General features: G+C 41.1%; 15 protein-coding genes, 2 pseudogenes and 2 other annotated features (1 of these 19 cut by a window edge). Of the genes and pseudogenes, 9 read left to right on the top strand and 8 right to left on the bottom strand.

Translation table 11 applies throughout. The annotated features are described in order from the left end of the window. Nucleotides 1–205: a binding site (T-box leader), on the top strand; it begins 17 nt to the left of the window's first position. Between the two features lie 31 nt (nt 206–236). Then, nucleotides 237–458 (top strand) — a binding site (T-box leader). 53 nt (nt 459–511) lie between these two features. Continuing rightward, a complete protein-coding gene (gene thrS, locus MKX71_RS19400; protein WP_339231504.1) occupies nt 512–2,428 on the top strand; it encodes a threonine--tRNA ligase in 1,917 nt (638 codons plus the stop codon). Between the two features lie 119 nt (nt 2,429–2,547). Then, a complete protein-coding gene (locus tag MKX71_RS19395) occupies nt 2,548–2,967 on the top strand; it encodes a MarR family transcriptional regulator (protein ID WP_003242889.1) in 420 nt (139 codons plus the stop codon). A gap of 42 nt (nt 2,968–3,009) precedes the next feature. Here MKX71_RS19395 and MKX71_RS19390 read toward each other — a convergent pair whose 3' ends face one another. After that, complete coding sequence (locus MKX71_RS19390) at nt 3,010–3,198, bottom strand: 2-hydroxymuconate tautomerase (protein ID WP_003222038.1); 189 nt, start codon at nt 3,196–3,198, stop codon at nt 3,010–3,012. Nucleotides 3,199–3,306: 108 nt separating this feature from the next. On the opposite strand from MKX71_RS19390, the gene MKX71_RS19385 reads away from it, so the two are divergent. Together MKX71_RS19385 and MKX71_RS19380 are read left to right on the top strand one after the other, a co-directional pair. Next, complete coding sequence (locus tag MKX71_RS19385) at nt 3,307–3,966, top strand: site-2 protease family protein (protein ID WP_003243167.1); 660 nt, start codon at nt 3,307–3,309, stop codon at nt 3,964–3,966. Between the two features lie 13 nt (nt 3,967–3,979). Then, nucleotides 3,980–4,498, top strand: coding sequence for a YwhD family protein (locus MKX71_RS19380; RefSeq protein WP_003244446.1), 519 nt, complete (start codon nt 3,980–3,982; stop codon nt 4,496–4,498). Between the two features lie 292 nt (nt 4,499–4,790). Here the strand turns inward: MKX71_RS19380 and MKX71_RS19375 are convergent, their stop codons facing one another. Continuing rightward, nucleotides 4,791–6,866: a transglycosylase domain-containing protein gene (locus MKX71_RS19375; RefSeq protein WP_015384942.1), complete on the bottom strand. Its 2,076-nt coding sequence runs from the start codon at nt 6,864–6,866 to the stop codon at nt 4,791–4,793. Nucleotides 6,867–7,067: 201 nt separating this feature from the next. Here MKX71_RS19375 and speE point away from each other — a divergent pair, with 201 nt between their 5' ends. After that, nucleotides 7,068–7,898: a spermidine synthase gene (gene speE / locus MKX71_RS19370; protein ID WP_003227543.1), complete on the top strand. Its 831-nt coding sequence runs from the start codon at nt 7,068–7,070 to the stop codon at nt 7,896–7,898. Nucleotides 7,899–7,958: 60 nt separating this feature from the next. Then, nucleotides 7,959–8,831 carry an agmatinase gene (speB, locus tag MKX71_RS19365; protein ID WP_003227545.1) on the top strand — a complete coding sequence of 291 codons (873 nt, stop codon included), beginning with the start codon at nt 7,959–7,961 and terminating at the stop codon, nt 8,829–8,831. Nucleotides 8,832–9,122: 291 nt separating this feature from the next. Here the strand turns inward: speB and MKX71_RS19360 are convergent, their stop codons facing one another. The 6 genes and pseudogenes from MKX71_RS19360 to rapF all read right to left on the bottom strand — a co-directional run bounded on the left by MKX71_RS19360 (nt 9,123) and on the right by rapF (nt 14,698). After that, nucleotides 9,123–9,686, bottom strand: coding sequence for a hypothetical protein (locus tag MKX71_RS19360; protein ID WP_015483840.1), 564 nt, complete (start codon nt 9,684–9,686; stop codon nt 9,123–9,125). After that, nucleotides 9,679–10,326 carry an ABC transporter ATP-binding protein gene (locus MKX71_RS19355; RefSeq protein WP_029318689.1) on the bottom strand — a complete coding sequence of 216 codons (648 nt, stop codon included), beginning with the start codon at nt 10,324–10,326 and terminating at the stop codon, nt 9,679–9,681. The genes MKX71_RS19360 and MKX71_RS19355 overlap by 8 nt, the downstream gene beginning before the upstream one ends. A 1,475-nt stretch (nt 10,327–11,801) precedes the next feature. After that, on the bottom strand, nt 11,802–12,488 hold the full coding sequence (locus MKX71_RS19350; RefSeq protein WP_241495663.1) for a hypothetical protein: 687 nt from the start codon (nt 12,486–12,488) through the stop codon (nt 11,802–11,804). 259 nt (nt 12,489–12,747) lie between these two features. Next, nucleotides 12,748–13,223: pseudogene (locus MKX71_RS19345) on the bottom strand (hypothetical protein). Between the two features lie 226 nt (nt 13,224–13,449). Beyond that, complete coding sequence (phrF, locus tag MKX71_RS19340) at nt 13,450–13,569, bottom strand: phosphatase RapF inhibitor PhrF (RefSeq protein WP_009968329.1); 120 nt, start codon at nt 13,567–13,569, stop codon at nt 13,450–13,452. Further along, entirely contained in the window at nt 13,553–14,698 is a 1,146-nt protein-coding gene (rapF, locus tag MKX71_RS19335; RefSeq protein ID WP_029318693.1) for a response regulator aspartate phosphatase RapF, read from the bottom strand. Before rapF ends, phrF begins: the two co-directional genes overlap by 17 nt. A 2-nt stretch (nt 14,699–14,700) precedes the next feature. Here rapF and MKX71_RS19330 point away from each other — a divergent pair. From MKX71_RS19330 to MKX71_RS19320, 3 genes and pseudogenes are all read left to right on the top strand, one after another. After that, nucleotides 14,701–14,931, top strand: a pseudogene (locus tag MKX71_RS19330) (hypothetical protein). Then, nucleotides 14,928–16,283, top strand: a complete 1,356-nt coding sequence (locus tag MKX71_RS19325; RefSeq protein WP_339231503.1) for a YncE family protein — start codon at nt 14,928–14,930, stop codon at nt 16,281–16,283. Before MKX71_RS19330 ends, MKX71_RS19325 begins: the two are co-directional and overlap by 4 nt. Before the next feature lie 39 nt (nt 16,284–16,322). Continuing rightward, on the top strand, nt 16,323–17,699 hold the full coding sequence (locus MKX71_RS19320) for a YncE family protein (RefSeq protein WP_339231502.1): 1,377 nt from the start codon (nt 16,323–16,325) through the stop codon (nt 17,697–17,699).

The following is a 17,699-nucleotide window of genomic DNA, read 5'->3' as shown; positions in this document are numbered from 1 at the left end:
GACACGAATGATAGTTACGGTTTTCAGAGAGGGAAGGAAAGGTGAGAGCTTCCCAGCTTAGGAATATCATTTACCGCCTTGGAGCAGCATTGGGGAACTGAAGTAACCAATGCCGTCTATGCTGCGTTACAGCACCGAGCCGACAACATAGTATTTGTCGGGAACTTGGGTGGAACCACGGGTTAATCACACACTCGTCCCTATCTGTGGGACGGGTGTGTTTTTTTATGAATTGAATACATGCGATGAAAAGGACATGAATGATAGTTACGGTTTTCAGAGAGGGAAGGAAAGGTGAGAGCTTCCCAGCTTAGGAATATCATTTACCGCCTTGGAGCAGCATTGGGGAACTGAAGTAACCAATGCCGTCTATGCTGCGTTACAGCACCGAGCCGACAATATCGTATTTGTCGGGAACTTGGGTGGAACCACGGGTTAATCACACACTCGTCCCTATCTGCGGGACGGGTGTGTTTTTTTATATACAACAATGAATAAGGAGTGTTTTAAAATGAGTAAACATGTGCACATTCAGCTTCCGGACGGACAGATCAAGGAATATCCGAAAGGCATCACAATCAAGGAAGCGGCTGGTTCTATCAGTTCCAGTCTGCAAAAGAAGGCGGCCGCAGGTCAGGTCAACGGCAAGCTTGTTGATCTCAGTTTCAAGCTGGAGGAGGATGCTGAGCTTTCGATTGTCACACTCGATTCACAAGAAGGCTTGCAGGTGCTTCGCCACACATCAGCGCATGTGCTGGCCCAAGCAGTAAAACGGCTGTACGGCGAAGTGTCATTGGGGGTAGGGCCTGTGATTGAAGACGGCTTCTACTATGACATGAAGCTGGGGAAAAGCTTGGCATCAGGAGACTTAGAGGCCATCGAAAAAGAAATGAAAAACATAATAAATGAGAACCTTGAAATCAAACGTATAGAGGTTTCTTACGAAGAGGCTGAAGAGCTGTTTGCACAAAAAGAAGAGCGGCTCAAGCTTGAGATTTTAAAGGATATTCCGCGCGGGGAGGATATCACACTGTACCAGCAAGGGGAATTCGTTGACCTGTGCCGCGGGCCGCATCTTCCTTCTACAGGGATGATCAAGGCGTTCAAACTGACAAGAGTATCAGGCGCTTATTGGCGCGGAGACAGCAAAAATGAAGTCCTGCAGCGGGTGTTCGGGGTTGCGTTTCAAAAGAAAAAAGATTTGGATGCGCACCTGCATATGCTGGAAGAAGCGGCAAAACGAGACCATCGCAAGCTCGGCAAACAGTTAGGGCTGTTTATGTTTTCTGAAGAAGCGCCGGGGATGCCGTTTTATTTGCCGAAAGGGCAGATTGTCCGCAATGAGCTGGAGCGCTTCTCGCGTGAGCTGCAAACAAATGCCGGCTACGATGAGGTGCGTACGCCGTTTATGATGAATCAGCGGTTATGGGAGCAGTCAGGCCATTGGGACCATTATCGCGACAATATGTACTTTTCAGAAGTGGATGATACAAGATTCGCAATGAAGCCGATGAATTGCCCCGGCCACATGCTCATCTTTAAAAACAGCCTGTATTCTTATCGGGATCTGCCGATTCGCATGGCGGAATTCGGACAGGTGCACCGCCATGAATACAGCGGCGCTTTAAACGGAATGCTTCGCGTTCGGACGTTCTGTCAGGATGACGCCCATATTTTCGTTCGGGAGGATCAGATTGAGAGTGAGATCAAAGAAGCGATTCGGCTGATTGATGAGGTATATCGGACATTTGGTTTCGAGTATTCAGTTGAGCTTTCGACTCGCCCGGAGGATTCATTAGGCAATGACAGCCTTTGGGAAGCGTCGGAACGTGCCTTAGCACGCGTCCTTGAGGAGCTTGGCCTCTCTTATGAGATCAATGAAGGCGATGGGGCGTTTTACGGGCCGAAAATTGATTTCCACATAAAAGATGCCCTGAAACGGAGCCACCAATGCGCGACTATTCAGCTTGATTTTCAAATGCCGGAAAAATTTGATTTAACATATATCAACGAACACAATGAAAAGGTTCGTCCCGTTGTCATCCACAGAGCGGTTTTCGGCTCAATCGACCGTTTCTTCGGCATTTTGATCGAGCATTACGGCGGGGCTTTTCCAGTCTGGCTCGCACCGCTCCAGGTTCAAATCATACCGGTTTCTCACGTTCACTTAGACTATTGCAGAAAGGTGCAGGCGGAGCTGAAGCAGGCGGGGATAAGAGCCGGCATTGATGAGCGCAATGAGAAGCTGGGCTATAAAATCAGAGAATCGCAGGTGCAGAAAATCCCGTACGTGCTGGTGCTTGGAGATCATGAGGAGCAGGAGAATGCGGTAAACGTCCGCCGATTCGGACATCAGCAGAGTGAACACGTTCCTTTCCAAACTTTTAAAGATAAACTTGTCAAACAGGTGGAAAATCGAGGCATGTAGGATAAAAGCTGTGAATTCACATTTTGCTTTTTTGACTTTCCCTATTCGGAATCAGTAAAATAATAAGTAAATCATATCGTTCGTATGTTATGAATGCATCTCGAAATGGGGAAATTTACATGGACCATGATAAACTGGAAGCAAATTTGCTGGATCACGCACTTACAAAATATTTGAAAAGCACGAAGCAATTAGATGAAGCCACCGTTCCGAAACACGTGAATAATGTAAGAGGATTTATTCTGCGGATCATATACAGACATGGGAGCTGCACCATAAAGGATATTTTGAAGGAGGTCACACTGTCTCCCTCTGCCACGACCACAGCTCTGAATCATTTAGAGCAGGAAGGGTTTATTGAGAGATCCAGAAATAACAATGACCGCCGCACTGTATGGATTACGCTTTCTGAATCGGGCCGGGGAGCGGCTGAACAAATGATCGAAAACCGCCAGCAGCTGATTGATGGCATGTTTGAACGTTTAACAGCCGAAGAGAAAAAGACGTTCTTGGCGATTATTGCGAAGCTGGCTCAATAGGGATAATAAAAGCCGGTGCGCGAAGCGCCGGCTTTATAGAGATTATTCCATATCGCTCAGGCGTTTGCCTGCGACGGCATAATGGTCTTTTCTCATTTCTTCTATAAAGACAACAATTTTTTCTTCAGAAGCGCCAGTTGTTTCCTTTACGGCTTCTGTTACTTTCTCGACAAGATTGCGTTTTTGCTCGTCTGTACGGCCTTCGAGCATTTTGACAGTTACGTATGGCATAGGTGCTGAATCCTCCTTTATCTCGTTTCCTCTCTTTAGAAAAAGAGGCTTCTTATAGTATACTGAATAAAGTAAATTCTTGCATTTTGAGAAAGAGGGATATCTCACTTGGACCGTTTTTTATATTATCCGTTATCTTTAATGCCATACCTCGTCATCACGCTAATTGTGTCGTTTACGATGCACGAGCTTGCCCACGCTTATGTCGCATACAAATTCGGTGACGATACGGCGAAAAAACAAGGAAGACTGACGCTGAATCCCATTAAACACCTTGATCCGTTCGGAACCATTTTGATTCTGGTGGCCGGATTCGGGTGGGCGCGCCCCATTCCCGTGAATCGCCGCTTCTTTAAGAAACCCCGGCTTGCCGGTGTGCTCGTATCTATAGCCGGGCCCGTCAGTAACCTGATTCTTGCGTTTATTGGTTTCTTTTTGTTAGTGTTGATGCATGCGTACGGAATGGAAATGCTTGCGGCGTTCAGCACGGGGCTTGATCAGTTTTTTTCTATTTGGATACAGCTGAATCTTGTCTTGTTTTTATTTAATCTGCTGCCGCTTCCTCCGCTCGATGGCTATCGAATTATAGAAGATCTCGTTCCGCCGGGCGTGCGTGCCAAAATGACGCAGGCGGAGAGCTACGGCTTTATCGTATTTTTGGTGCTGTTTGTGACACCGCTAGGATCTTACGTGCTGTGGCCGATGCTCAATGCAGGAAGAGATTCGATTTTAAAGCTGTTTTCAGCGATATTTCAACCGCTTTTGTAGGAGGTAGAACTTCATGGAAGAAAAAAAGAAAAAATCAATCGGGTTTAATATTATCAAAAGTGATCCGACAGACGGACACGGCGGTTTTGGCGTAGGGGCACTCAGCCTTGATAACATTTCTCCCGTATTCGTTGATGTAGAAGAAAAAGAAGCGTTCGTAGACATCGGCGCCATGCATGCCCGCAGCACCGTTGAAAAAGGAATTAAATTTCTCCCGAATAAAGAAGAAGTGCCGAACGGAAAACCATACTGGCTTGTGTGGGTAACGATTGACAGAAAAGAAGAGGGGCCTTATTACGCTGGTGTGACAGCCTGTGAAATGACGGTCGACAGAAGTATCAGAAGAGGCTACAAGTCGCTGCCTGAGCATGTGAATTTGATGGATAAATCCATGAAACGGAAAATCATCGTTGATAAAATGGACGACAGCTCGAAGCGTGTACTAGGTGAATTTCTGAAAAAGCATGATCAGGGCCTATGGGACCGTTCCTCAGATGAGTTAAAAACGAGCCTGCTTCCGGAAAACAATTAATTTATGAATTTTCTGTGAATTTTTAAAGTATTTGAGATATTTTTCGTAAACATTGAGTAAACTGGTGATACAGAAATAGGACATGGAAAATCCCGAGCCGAAACAAGACTCGGGGTTTTTCATTTTTAGGGGGATATGAGTCGGCGACTGGGAGATGAAAGCCAGCGCCGAAGAAATGAGAAATTCACCACTTTATCCCAAAACTGATTGTTCAGCTCGATTGTCTAACATTCTTCCATCGATTATGAAGGAACCATACGAATAACCCGGCCTCCGAGGAGCCGGGTTATTTTCAATGATGCCGCCCCAGCCATTTGTCCCACCACTTTTTCTCGGAAGCGGGCTTTTCTTTGGATGGAAGCCGGTCTTTTGTTTGTTTTGCGGGTTCTGCCCCGTAGCACACGTTTGCGGGTTCTGTCCCTTTCACAAAATATGTGTAATGCTTAGCGGCGCAGCCGGGACCTGATGAGTAGCCTGTTTCCGGATCAATGTACACACCGGTTACGCCTTTTGGCGGCTTGAACGCGGTTTCCGGTTCGCCTTTGAGCGCGTCCTCCATGAAGTCCGCCCAAATGGTTTTAGCATAGCTTTTTTCTTCGACCGAGTCGATGGTGCTGTTTTTGTCATACCCGGTCCAAACACCGGCGGCCAGCTTCGGATTGAAGCCAATCATCCAGCTGTCTGCGCTGGTGGTTCCTGATTTTCCGGCATACGTTCTTGTCAGGCGGTTGGCTATCGTTCGCCCCGTAACCGACGTATATCCATTTAAATCGGTATCAAACATGCCTGTCATCATACTCGCTGTGACAAAAGCGGCTTTTTCATCAAGCACCTGTTTATGCTGATTCGGGTTTTCGTACAGCACGTGGCCGGCTGCGTCCGTTACTCTTGAAATAAAAGTCGGTTCGATTTTCTTTCCGCCATTTGCGAGCATGGCATAGGCGTTGACCATCTCAATCGGACGTACGGGTTCGGTGCCGAGTGCCAGGGACGGCAGTGCTTGAAGATGGGCGGTAATGCCGAATTCCTTTGCCGTCTTTACAAGTTTGTTCGTGCCGAGAAAAAGATGCGTTTTCACAGCGTAAATATTGTCGGAAAGCGCCAGCGCCTGCAGAAGCGTAATCGGCTTGTTGGCATAGTATCCGTTATAGTTGCTTGGAGAATAGGTTTCTCCCTTTGCATCAATTTGAAACTCGGTTTCTTCGCTTTTCATCAAAGTGACTGGCGTAAATCCGCTCTGAATCGCTTTATAGTACAGCAACGGCTTGATCGTCGAAGCAGGCTGGCGCTTCGCCTGTGTCGTCCGGTCAAACGGGCTTTTTTGATAATCCCTGCCGCCGACAAGGGCGAGAACGTTTCCGGTGCGGGGATCAATGGCTGAAAACCCGACTTGAATGTCAGATCCCGCGTTAACCGTTTCGGTAATGGTCTCCTCGGCGATGCGCTGCATCCGTTTATCTACCGTTGTATAGACGTTTAACCCGCTCGTTTCAATTTGCTCCCGTGTCATGCCGAGCTTTTTTTCCAGCTCTCTCATCGCATTGTCGTAGAAATAAGGAGCCTTTCTCTTGGAAACTTGTTTATTCAAAGGCTGATAGGAAAGAGGTTCCTTGATCAATTCATCCGCTTTTTTTTGGCTGATCATCTGCTGCTTTTCCATCATTCGCACAATCGTTTTCTGGCGTTCCTTGGCCTTCGTCTCATTGACATACGGTGAATAGCCGGAAGGGCCTTTCGGGATTCCTGCCAAAAGCGCCGCCTCCGCATCCGTCAGGTTTTTGGCATGCTTGCCGAAATACAGGCGGGAAGCTGCTTCAATGCCGTAGGCGCCGTGGCCGTAGTAAATCGTATTTAAATAGCCTTCTAATATCTCGTCCTTAGAATAGTTTTGTTCCAGACGGATTGTGTAGAACGCCTCATTCCATTTCCGTTTCCACGTTTTGTCGTGTTCAAGGTATAAGTTTCTCGCATATTGCTGGGTGATGGTGCTTGCACCCTGAACCTTGGCAAATGCTTTCAGGTCAGCAAGCGCCGCGCCGGCCATGCGTTTATAATCAAAGCCGTGATGATCGTAGAAATTTTGGTCTTCAATCGCCACTGTCGCTTTTACGATCGTCGGATTCATGTCCTTTAAGGGGACCCAATAGCGCTTTTCGCCGTAGTTCGTTTCCCCGAGCTTTGAGCCGTCACTCGCATACAAAATCGTGGATTGCGGCACTTGCACCGAGGGAGCGCCCTGGTATTTGGCTATCAAAATGACAGTCATAAACACGGCAGCTGCCGCCAAGGCCGCAAAAGCCCCTAAAAAGATAAAGGCGCGAACGGTTTTCAGCGTCAGTCTCAGCCGTTTATTTGTCATTGCATCCACAACGGGTTCCCCCTTTTTTTATGTTTCTACTATTATGAGAAAAAAAGATCGTTTTTAAACATCGCAGAACAGGACGCATCTTTACTTTTTCCCCGCCATCCTCTATACTTTTTCCTTAGGTGAAAATGAGATTTCAACCGAGAATAAAAGCTGATAAGACGCTTACAATAAATGAATACAGCCTCGAAAGGGAGATGACAATTGAGCGAACTTTGGTACACAGAGAAGCAGACGAAAAACTTTGGCATTACGATGAAGGTTAACAAGACGTTACATACAGAACAAACGGAGTTTCAGCATTTAGAAATGGTGGAAACAGAAGAGTTCGGCAACATGCTGTTTTTGGACGGCATGGTGATGACATCTGAAAAAGACGAATTCGTTTATCACGAAATGGTGGCGCATGTGCCATTATTTACGCACCCAAATCCGGAGCACGTTCTCGTAGTCGGCGGCGGTGACGGCGGCGTTATCAGAGAAATCCTGAAGCACCCAAGCGTGAAAAAAGCGACACTTGTAGATATTGACGGCAAGGTTATCGAATACTCTAAAAAGTTCCTTCCTTCTATCGCAGGCAAACTGGATGATCCGCGCGTTGACGTGCAGGTAGATGACGGATTTATGCACATTGCAAAATCTGAAAATCAATACGACGTCATCATGGTAGATTCGACTGAACCAGTCGGACCGGCTGTAAACCTGTTTACAAAAGGATTCTACGCAGGAATCGCAAAAGCGCTGAAAGAAGACGGTATTTTCGTTGCGCAGACGGACAACCCATGGTTTACACCGGAATTAATCACAAATGTACAGCGCGACGTGAAGGAAATCTTCCCGATTACGAAGCTGTATACGGCGAACATTCCGACATATCCAAGCGGTTTGTGGACATTTACAATTGGCTCGAAAAAATATGATCCTCTTGCAGTGGAAGACAGCCGTTTCTTCGATATTGAGACGAAATATTACACAAAAGATATTCATAAAGCGGCGTTTGTTCTGCCGAAATTTGTGAGTGACCTGATTAAATAATGAAGGTATGGCGCAGGAGCGAATCTTGCGCTTTTTTACAGGAAAGCGAGGGTATTATAGATGAGATTTGATGAAGCTTATTCAGGAAAAGTGTTTATCGCGAGCCGTCCCGAGTGGGAAGAGGCGGACGCCATTCTTTACGGCATGCCGATGGACTGGACAGTCAGCTATCGCCCGGGCTCACGCTTTGGTCCAAGCAGAATCCGTGAGGTGTCAATCGGCCTTGAGGAATACAGCCCATATTTAGACCGCGATCTGGCTGACTTGAACTTCTTTGACGCCGGCGACATTCCGCTGCCGTTCGGAAATCCGCAGCGAAGCCTGGATATGATTGAGGAGTACGTGGATAGCATTTTAGAAAAAGGGAAGTTCCCAATGGGTATGGGGGGAGAGCACCTCGTGTCTTGGCCTGTCATTAAAGCGATGTACAAGAAATACCCAGACCTTGCGATTATCCATTTTGACGCACATACAGATCTTCGAGTTGATTATGAGGGAGAACCGCTTTCTCACTCCACGCCGATCCGTAAGGCGGCAGAATTGATCGGACCGCACAATGTGTATTCATTCGGAATCCGTTCCGGCATGAAAGAAGAGTTTGAATGGGCGAAGGAAAACGGCATGCACATCTCAAAATTTGAAGTGCTTGAACCGCTGAAAGAGGTGCTTCCGAAGCTGGCGGGCCGTCCGGTTTATGTCACAATTGACATTGACGTATTAGACCCTGCACACGCACCGGGTACAGGAACGGTTGACGCCGGCGGCATCACGTCTAAAGAACTGCTTGCATCCGTCCATGAAATTGCGCGTTCAGAGGTAAACGTAAAGGGCGCTGATTTAGTGGAAGTCGCACCGGTGTATGACCACTCAGAGCAAACGGCAAACACAGCCAGCAAAATCATCCGTGAAATGCTGCTTGGGTTTGTGAAATAAGAAGGTAGGCCCGTGTTGACTGGTATAAGCCATTCAGTACGGGCTTGTTTTATTTTTTTTAATCTTAATAGGTGCTTGAAGTGGAATGAATTAAGGAGATAAGAGGTTTTGAATTATTATGATTTTCAATGAAAATTATTGAAGCGGTGTTGGCAATCATCATATCAATATAGATGAAAATTAAATTGAAAGATATTGAATTCTATAATTTAACTTTTCAGGAGAGAAGGAAGAGAATATAAAAATACAATTCAGGAAATATGAATTGATTTCCTGAATTGTAATACCAGATTAATTAAGTGGGAATTTATATGTTATCCTTTTATTTGATTTGTTTATCAAGGAATAATAAACAAATAATTTAGAGGTTGTGGGATCAAAATTTTTATAGTTAAAGTTTACGTCTTTGCCTTTTGTCATTTTCAAACCGACATAGCCTCGTATAGTTTTCCCAGCAGGAATAGAAGTATTGAATTGATACTTTTCTGGAAGATCTAAATTATACGCCATTAAATTGTAATAGTGATCAAAGCCACCAAAAAAAAGATATTTCATTCCATCAGGTGAGAGCTGTTCCAGCGTTATTTCGTGCTTGGATGTATTTGTTATATCCAGCGGCAAAATGTATAATAATCTTTTCATATTAAGATCCTCATCCATAAATTCAATTGGTTTTAATGGTTTGAGAACATGATAAGTAATCCCGGCGCCCGTATCGATCATACGATTTTTCGGAAGGTTTGTGATATGAGGAGAGTAATTATCATTATGATTATTCAGTTTATAATAACGAAAACTACTACCAGCAACAATAATTAAAAAAATGGTTATTAACAATATTGCTCGTTTATTCATTATCCTCACCCAGTCTACCATTGCTAATATGTATAACTCTGTCTACAATATTATTTTCAGTCAGGGTTTCATCATGACTTGCAACGACTATTGTAGTTCCCTTTTCTTTTTCTTTTTTCAATAAATCAGTGATTAGCTGAATTCCTTTTTTGTCGAGTGCGTTAGTCGGTTCATCTAAAAGCAGCAGTGATGGAGACTCCATTAGTGCTTGTGCTAGGCCTAAACGTTGCTTCATTCCTAAGGAATAACGTTTTACCTTACGTTTGTCTTCAGGATCTAATCCTACTTGCTCTATCATTTTTCGGATCTCTTGGTCTGAAACTTTCTTATTAATTGAAGCTAAGAATTTCAAATTTTGATAACCGGTATAGACAGGTATAAAACTGGGATATTCAATTAATATCCCAGTATTTATGGAAAAATCTGTATCTTTTCCTATAACGAGATTATTGACAATAATTTGCCCTTTGGTTAATTTTAAAAGCCCTGCGATTGCTCTTAAAATCATTGTTTTTCCAGAGCCATTATGTCCTTTTAATACTACAAACTCATTTTTTTTGATAGTTAAATTAATATCATTAAGTACAAGATTTCCTTTTAACTTCTTATATACATTTGTACATTCTATAAATGCAGTCATAATTAATCTCCTAAAATGTCTATTTTTTTTATGCGAATCATTCCTACAAAGGAGCATAAGATGCAAAATAAAGCAATTACACCAATAAATATTGGCAAATGAATAGCAGAGCCATTAGAATAACTCATATTTATTGATGAATGATCGGCGAAATACCATCTGCCTGGTATGGCTAACGAGGTAAAAAAGAATTTTGAATGAACAAATATGGATATGATGAGATACACAATTGAAATAACTAATGAAATAATAAACGAAAAGAAATACGTTAATGTTTCAAAAACTAGAGTATAAACAGCTGTCACTGAATATTGAATTAACATTAAAGAAAGAACAGGTTTGATCTCTCCAATTGTTATTGTGCCTTTGAATATTAGAAAGAAAATGAAATAGAATGAAAACCAGACAATCCAGATTATCAAGCAAAAAAACCATAAGGAAAACACTTTGCTTAACCAAAAAGCTAATTTATTGTTTAATTTAGGTATTAATAAAGTTCCTGATTTTTGAAAGTCATTATATGAAAAATGCCCAATAATAAGTAAAGGGAATAGCTGAAGGCAAATCCACGTAAAGGGGATTGAAAATTTATGTTGTGAATAAAGCTCATGTAATTCAAAAAAGTTTAGTGAATGAAAGACATTCATATAATTATTTAAAAGATTGTGCTGGTCTAGTTGGCCAGATTTATAACTATTCCAAAAAGAAACAAAATAGACTAGCAAAGCTGCTAAACTTATAAAAAGAAAAGTTGCTTTACAATCATGCAGCCTCATCATAATATCCCTTTTTAACAAATGAAAAATAGAATGCATCAGTACGTTCCTTTCTGGTCGTTAGGCCTCAAATAGTCTTGTTTTTTAACTATTTGAATACACACTCCGAACAAAATAAACATCAGCCCTACTCTGAATACCAATAGATCCTTTAAAACATCAAAATTTAATAAAAATCCGTTTAAGAAGAGAATGCCGTTACATTCTAGATAATCAAACAAAAATAAAATTATTTCTATTATTACAACTAATATTTGATTTGTTAAAAGGATTAAAAACGATGTCAAGTAAGCAATGAATATATAGGCGAATACATGAGTTAAAAAATTACTAACAGTTAACAGATTATTATCAATATTATATGTAAAGCACAATATATAGATTTCTCCCATAACGATAATGCCTAGTATAGCTGAAAAAGAAATGCTTTTAAGGAAATAGTACCCTACTATCTTAAATGAACTATTCAGCCGAATCACGGCATGATCCATGAAATAATCGGAAGACACTAATAGAGTAAATACTACAATTAATGGAGCTATCAATAATACAAGATGCTGATATGTAAAGATTTGATCGATAATATGGTCATTTTGCGTCTGTATTGATCTCTTAAAAAATATAAATATAATTATAGCATTGATAGAAAAGAGTATAGAAAAACCAAAATATTTGCTTATGAATTTTTGTTTTAAAAGATTATAATAAAACACGGCGCTTTTTACCCCATAAAAATATTAAAAGACCTAATATAATTAATACTAAGTTTAATAAAGAAAAAATTTGCAAATTAAAAAAACCATTTTTATTAATAATATATCTTTGAGGATTATAATCTGGATTCAAGATAGTAATGCCAAGTAAATTCACAACAAAAGGTATAATATATACAAAATAAGTTTTTTTAATGAAAAAAGAAAAAGATAGCCCGACTGTTGATAAGATAGCACCGTATAGTCCATTTATAAGTATTAGGATTAACGTATAGAGCAGTGGATGTTCATAATAAATGTTAGCAAGGTCACTACCATTAGAAACCACATTTTGCATGTAATTTATGATTCCATCAGGTTTAATGGATGGATAAGTCATCAAAAATAAATATAAATTAATACTTAAAGGAATTATAATAATCAAAAAAGAGCACAAGAAATTAAACACGATAAGTGTATTAAAGTATTTGCTTTTAGTTGTTTTTATTATAGTGTTCATAAAATATCCAGAATTCACATCAAATCTATATAGACTTGTAATTGGCAAGGTAGCCAAAATAGGAAGTATCATCAACCATACTGTTGAAGGAATAACAGAATTACCCTGTAATATGTTCGATAAAAAAGGTGATTTGTGAACTTCGTAAGGCAGATTTGTATGATTATTAAACACTACAATATCCAAGTACTGGTATAGTACTATGAGAGTACTAAATATAAGTGAAAAATATAGTGTCTTGCTTTTTAGAAGCCTGTAAATGAAAAAATAGGTCATATTTATACCTCCTGTTATTAAAATGAATTAAGGTAATCATTTTCATATATTACCACATTTATAAATCATCATGATTAATTTAAGGGAAAAATAAACTTTAAAAAGCGGTTTTACATATCGTAAAACCGCTCAAACCCTATTTAGAAGCAAAATTCCATTAATATTCTATGTATTTGCCTTTAGGTTTAACACTGTCAGGACTCCAATTTGTTTTGTACGCATTATTTTCCCAGCTGTAACCACCAAATCGTACGGGAACATTTTTACCATAACTTTCAACTGCTGTGTTCACAAATAAATAAGTGTTTCCTGGCTTTACCTCTCCTTCATGTTTTTTCCAGATACGTTTTTCCAGTCTCGTCCTTTAGAGTGAACGTTAGCATCTGCTTCAGTCCAAACATTAAAACTGCTGTTCTTGTCAGAGCTTATCACTTTCATATACATAGAGCTTTTGTTCTGTTTTCTGCGTGCAGTTGTATAATCATAAGGAGACCATACTCTAAAAGTAAAATGGACAGTTGAATCAGAAGTATTGGCAGCGGCATGCACAGCACTTGTGACTCCAAAAGATGAAACAGCAAGCCCAAATATTATAAACATTTTACTTATATGTTTTTTAACTGTAAATTTCATTTGTTATTATTCCTCCGAGTATTCTTCAATTGAAGATTATAGATAACTTAAGTCCTATATATAATAATGTATAATACAGGAAAAGTAAATGAAATTTAAGGAAAAATTCATTTGTTTATTAATATTTAATTTAAAGGAAGTGAAAAGGCTGATAAATTTCTAAGTGAATAAATATAAAAAGGGAAATGTTAACGAAATAACATTTCCCTTTTTATATTTTAAGTGTTTAAATCATTCCTCGTTGTGCAACTTCAATTTGGTGTGTAGGTGCATTTGCAATAGTTGTTGCCACGAACACAGTGCTTAGAGCCAGACAAGAGAGTAATAGTTTAGACTTCAATTTCATACAAACTCACTCCTCCTTGAATAAGTTGCCTTACTTGTTCCACCTTCAAAAAATAAGCAGAAGCTTTTTGAAAATTTTTACGTTCATGATAATATTTTGCCACATCAATAGCGAAATCTTCAAGATCAGCATACAACATTTTACTTTCGAGAAAATCAAAAAATCCTTGAATTGCTTCTTCATCCGGGCCTGATAAGTATAAAGATTTCAAAAATTCAAACTCTGATAAATATATTACATCTCCGGCCTTTTGTGAATAAGCCATTCCCTTACTATGGTATTCATGAGCTTTATCCATTTTTCCTAATTTATAATGGATCTGTGTAATTAAAAAATACGCTTGAGGTAAGGAAGGAAGAATATTTGATTCTTCAAAAACAGCTATTGCTCTTTTGAAATAAGTTATGGCATCCTCATATTGGCTTTGGCTGTTTTTACAAAGCCCGATATTGTACAAAGTTCTTCCCATTAATTGGGGCTGCTTTTCAGCTTCTGCCATAGAATAAGCTTTTTGAAAATGTGAGACGGCATCCTCATACTGTTTTAAATCTAAAAAATTGGTGGCAAATAAAGAATGACACTGCAGCAATCTTATATTATAAGCTTCATTTTCTTTGTATATTTCATATGCTTGCCGTGCATAGTCCATTGAAAAATACGTTTGTTTCATATAGTAATAAGATTCAGACATCTTAAAGAAAAACTCAGCTTTCTCTATCCGATCCTTAACGAATATCAGCTTGCTTTCGGCCTTTTTGAAAAATTTAATAGCCGACAGATATTCCCGCTGATCCAGCTCATACATGCCTCTGAAGAAATTAAAATAGTACTCAAGCAGACCAGTTAAACGAGCCTGTTTTTTATCAATCTCAAGCAGCAGATCAGACAGTCTCGGCTGTTCCTCAATCCTCATTTTTTCTAACGGTTCAAGGTACTCAAGCATTAGGTTGTGCCGAAACTCCATCAGTGAATAGTACAAATGAAGGTCTTGATCTTCTTCCATTTGATCCAGCTCTTGCTTGATTTCTCGTCGCAAATATTCTGCATCGGGTATGCTGAATCGGCGTATGTACATATACCATTCGTTAATCTTTTCTCCGATGGAAGAAGAAGATATGACACCTGTCACGTTTGCAAATCCCTCCCTTCATAATTCTATATATGTCATATTTTATCATCAACATTCTTGTGAGAAGCGCAAAAAAACCGCAATTTTTTCTTTCGTTACACCGCATGTTTGGAGATATATTTTCAAAAAGAAGCTTTTACCCTCAGTAATTTGTACAAGCAAACACGTTACTCTTCCATATTCTGTTATATCTGCGTGAGCAGTGTATGTCTGAAAAGGAAGTGAAGGAATGAGAAAAAATAAGCTTTCCTTTAAAGAAAAAGCAGGAGCAGAACAAGAAGAGTGCTTATGTTTTTGTGAGGGAGAAGCAAGCCGAGAAGCCATGTTTCAAGCGCCGATTGAGTTACCTGAAGGATTTGTCGTTGATCCGGCTGAAGCTGTTGCAAACGTGACGTGGAATGCAGACAGCCTTTCTTGTGTCAGTGACCGTTGCTTAATTCAAACGGGGCCAGAGCCTGATGAGGTCGGTGTTCAATTTGCAGTGCGCCTGCAGGGAACCGTTACGCTACTCGTCAGTGTCTCACCTGTGCGAAATCAATATGGACAAGGGGACGGGGCTGTTTCCGTCATTCACAATGCAGAAATCGATCAAGTCGTCTATTATTCCGATGAACCGGATGATTGCCCGGATATCAGTGACATCACGATTGAGAACCTTGTTGTTGTTCCGCCGTTTTACGGCAGTCCTTTATCGGTGACGGGGACGATTGTGCTTGTACCGGAGCCGGAACCCGTCTACGCGTTTACAGCGAATCCAAATGATCAATCAGTTTCTGTGATTGATACAAACACCCATACTGTTGTGACAACGATTGCTCTTCCGTACAATCCGGCAGGTATTGAAATTACGCCAGATAAAAGCGCTGTGTTTGTCTTACATCCCAACAATAATGTGATTTCTGTCATCGATTATGACACATTAACTGTGACAGCAACTATATTGCTGGATCAGCCGCCTCGATTGATAAGATTTATCCCTAATCATGAGTTTGCTTATGTTTTCACCGGTACTGCGGTTTATGTGATTGGAATTGATACGTTAACTGTGGATAGGTCGATTCCTGTAGAAGGGTATGATGTTGCAATCGATCCCAATGGGTTATTCGCCTATGTTCTAAATTTTGGTATAGTGCAAAAAGTGGACCTAACTACCGGTGAAGTCACAGGAACAATTGAACGAGAGCTTATCGTATCAACCATAGAAACAAATTGGCCGGAGCGGTATGCCTATGTATTAGAACAAGAATTCTTTTTTAATTATTTGACGGTTATTGATTTAAATACGTTTACCATCAGCAGCACCCAAGATCTGGAGTATGAAGGGGAATATCGAATGTTTACGAGTGGAGCAGAGGTGTATTTATATGACGGCTTCACTGGCAATTTATATTCTGTCAGTCCAAATGGAGCAGGCGTTATAGGAAATGTTCCGCAGTCGGCAAGAGACTTTGCGTTTACCCCGAATGGCGAATTTCTGTATGCAACCCATTTTTCAGAGCAGAACATCACTGTTTACAACACGGATGATTATTCTGTGGAAACTGTCATATCTCTTGGGGTTTCACCGGGAGCTATTGCGATCTAATCAACTGAATGCTGTGCATTTTTAAAAGGACGTGAAATCATGAAAAAGAATGATCTTTCTGCTTTACAGGAAAATTGTTTCTGTTTTTGTGATGAGGAAATTAGCCGAGAAGCGCCGTTTCAAGTGCCGATAGATACCCCTGAGGGCTTCAAGGTTGATTCGGCCGAAGCGTCAGCGGCTGTTACATGGAGTACAGACAATTTGTCCTGTATCAGTGAGCCTTGCTTAATCCAGACTGGGCCGGAACCAGAAGATATCGGTGTTCGATATGCTGTGAGAGTACAAGGGACCATTACGCTTCTTGTCAGTGTGTCGCCTGTGCGAAATCAATATGGACAAGGGGACGGGGCTGTTTCTGTGATTCATACTGAAGAGATTGATCAAGTTGTTTATTATGCAGCACAGTCTGGCCGCTGTCCTGATTTTAGTCAAATGACAGTGGAAGATCTTCTCATCGTGCCGCCTTTCTACGGCAGTCCGCTCACGGTGGCCGGGACACTTGTTTTGCCGCCATCGCCAGACCCTCAATCGTATGTGTTTACTGCCAATACTGGAGACAGCACGGTTTCGGTCATTGATGCAGATTTAAACACTGTTGTAAAAACAATCCCTTTTTCTGACGTGCCAACTAATCTAGGCGTTACTTTCGATAAAGCATTCACGTATGTCCTCCATGGAAATACCAACCTTGTCTCAGTGATTGATAATAAAACATTAACCATCATAAATACCATTACTGTTGGAGGAGGGCCGAGAAAGATCGAATTTGATCCAACAGATGAGTTCGCATACGTGATGGCTGCCGGATCTATATATGTGATTAACACGGCCTCTCAATCGGTCATTGATGTCATTCCGATACCCGGCGCTTTAGACTTTGCTCTTGATCCGAATGGACAGTATGTCTATACCGCTAATGGAAGCAGTTGGTCGGTTGATAAATATGATGCAAATACTGGGCAGTTGGTAGAAAGTATCATAGATTCATTTGAATTTCCCAGTTTAATTGCAACTCCTTACGCTGGAAATTTTGCGTACGTGTTGAATGGTGAGCTGTGGCCGAAAGGTGTAACGGAGATTAGTTTGTCTCCATTAAGCAGGGGAGGGGACTTCAGCCGTTTATTTGAAACGCTGAGGACGATTGTATTTTCTCTCGATAGCACTAGAGCTTATTTTCTAGAGCCATATAGTGAACCGTTTCTTATTAATAACTTATATGTAGTTAATACGGCCAGACAGAGGATCATTGCAAACGTGTCTCTCCCCGGCGCTTTTGACCTCGCCGTAACGCCGGACAAACAGTATATTTATGCGGCACAGCCCAACGACAATGCTGTGACCGTGTACCGCACAAGTGATTATACAGCCGTGACGGTGATTCCGGTTGGCGCGGGTCCGTCTGCGATTGCGATGTAG

The organism is Bacillus sp. FSL M8-0071, assembly GCF_037975455.1.
GTDB classification, from domain to species: domain Bacteria; phylum Bacillota; class Bacilli; order Bacillales; family Bacillaceae; genus Bacillus; species Bacillus subtilis.
Note: the sequence above shows the minus strand (reverse complement) of the source record. Positions and strands in the feature narration are given on the sequence as shown.

What these genes read in the sequence shown, in the direction of transcription:
- thrS (WP_339231504.1), top strand. Translation starts at nt 512, where the DNA reads ATGAGTAAACATGTGCACATTCAGCTTCCGGACGGACAGATCAAGGAA.
- MKX71_RS19395 (WP_003242889.1), top strand. Translation starts at nt 2,548, where the DNA reads ATGGACCATGATAAACTGGAAGCAAATTTGCTGGATCACGCACTTACA.
- MKX71_RS19390 (WP_003222038.1), bottom strand. Translation starts at nt 3,198, where the DNA reads ATGCCATACGTAACTGTCAAAATGCTCGAAGGCCGTACAGACGAGCAA.
- MKX71_RS19380 (WP_003244446.1), top strand. Translation starts at nt 3,980, where the DNA reads ATGGAAGAAAAAAAGAAAAAATCAATCGGGTTTAATATTATCAAAAGT.
- speB (WP_003227545.1), top strand. Translation starts at nt 7,959, where the DNA reads ATGAGATTTGATGAAGCTTATTCAGGAAAAGTGTTTATCGCGAGCCGT.
- MKX71_RS19360 (WP_015483840.1), bottom strand. Translation starts at nt 9,686, where the DNA reads ATGAATAAACGAGCAATATTGTTAATAACCATTTTTTTAATTATTGTT.
- MKX71_RS19355 (WP_029318689.1), bottom strand. Translation starts at nt 10,326, where the DNA reads ATGACTGCATTTATAGAATGTACAAATGTATATAAGAAGTTAAAAGGA.
- phrF (WP_009968329.1), bottom strand. Translation starts at nt 13,569, where the DNA reads ATGAAATTGAAGTCTAAACTATTACTCTCTTGTCTGGCTCTAAGCACT.
- MKX71_RS19325 (WP_339231503.1), top strand. Translation starts at nt 14,928, where the DNA reads ATGAGAAAAAATAAGCTTTCCTTTAAAGAAAAAGCAGGAGCAGAACAA.
- MKX71_RS19320 (WP_339231502.1), top strand. Translation starts at nt 16,323, where the DNA reads ATGAAAAAGAATGATCTTTCTGCTTTACAGGAAAATTGTTTCTGTTTT.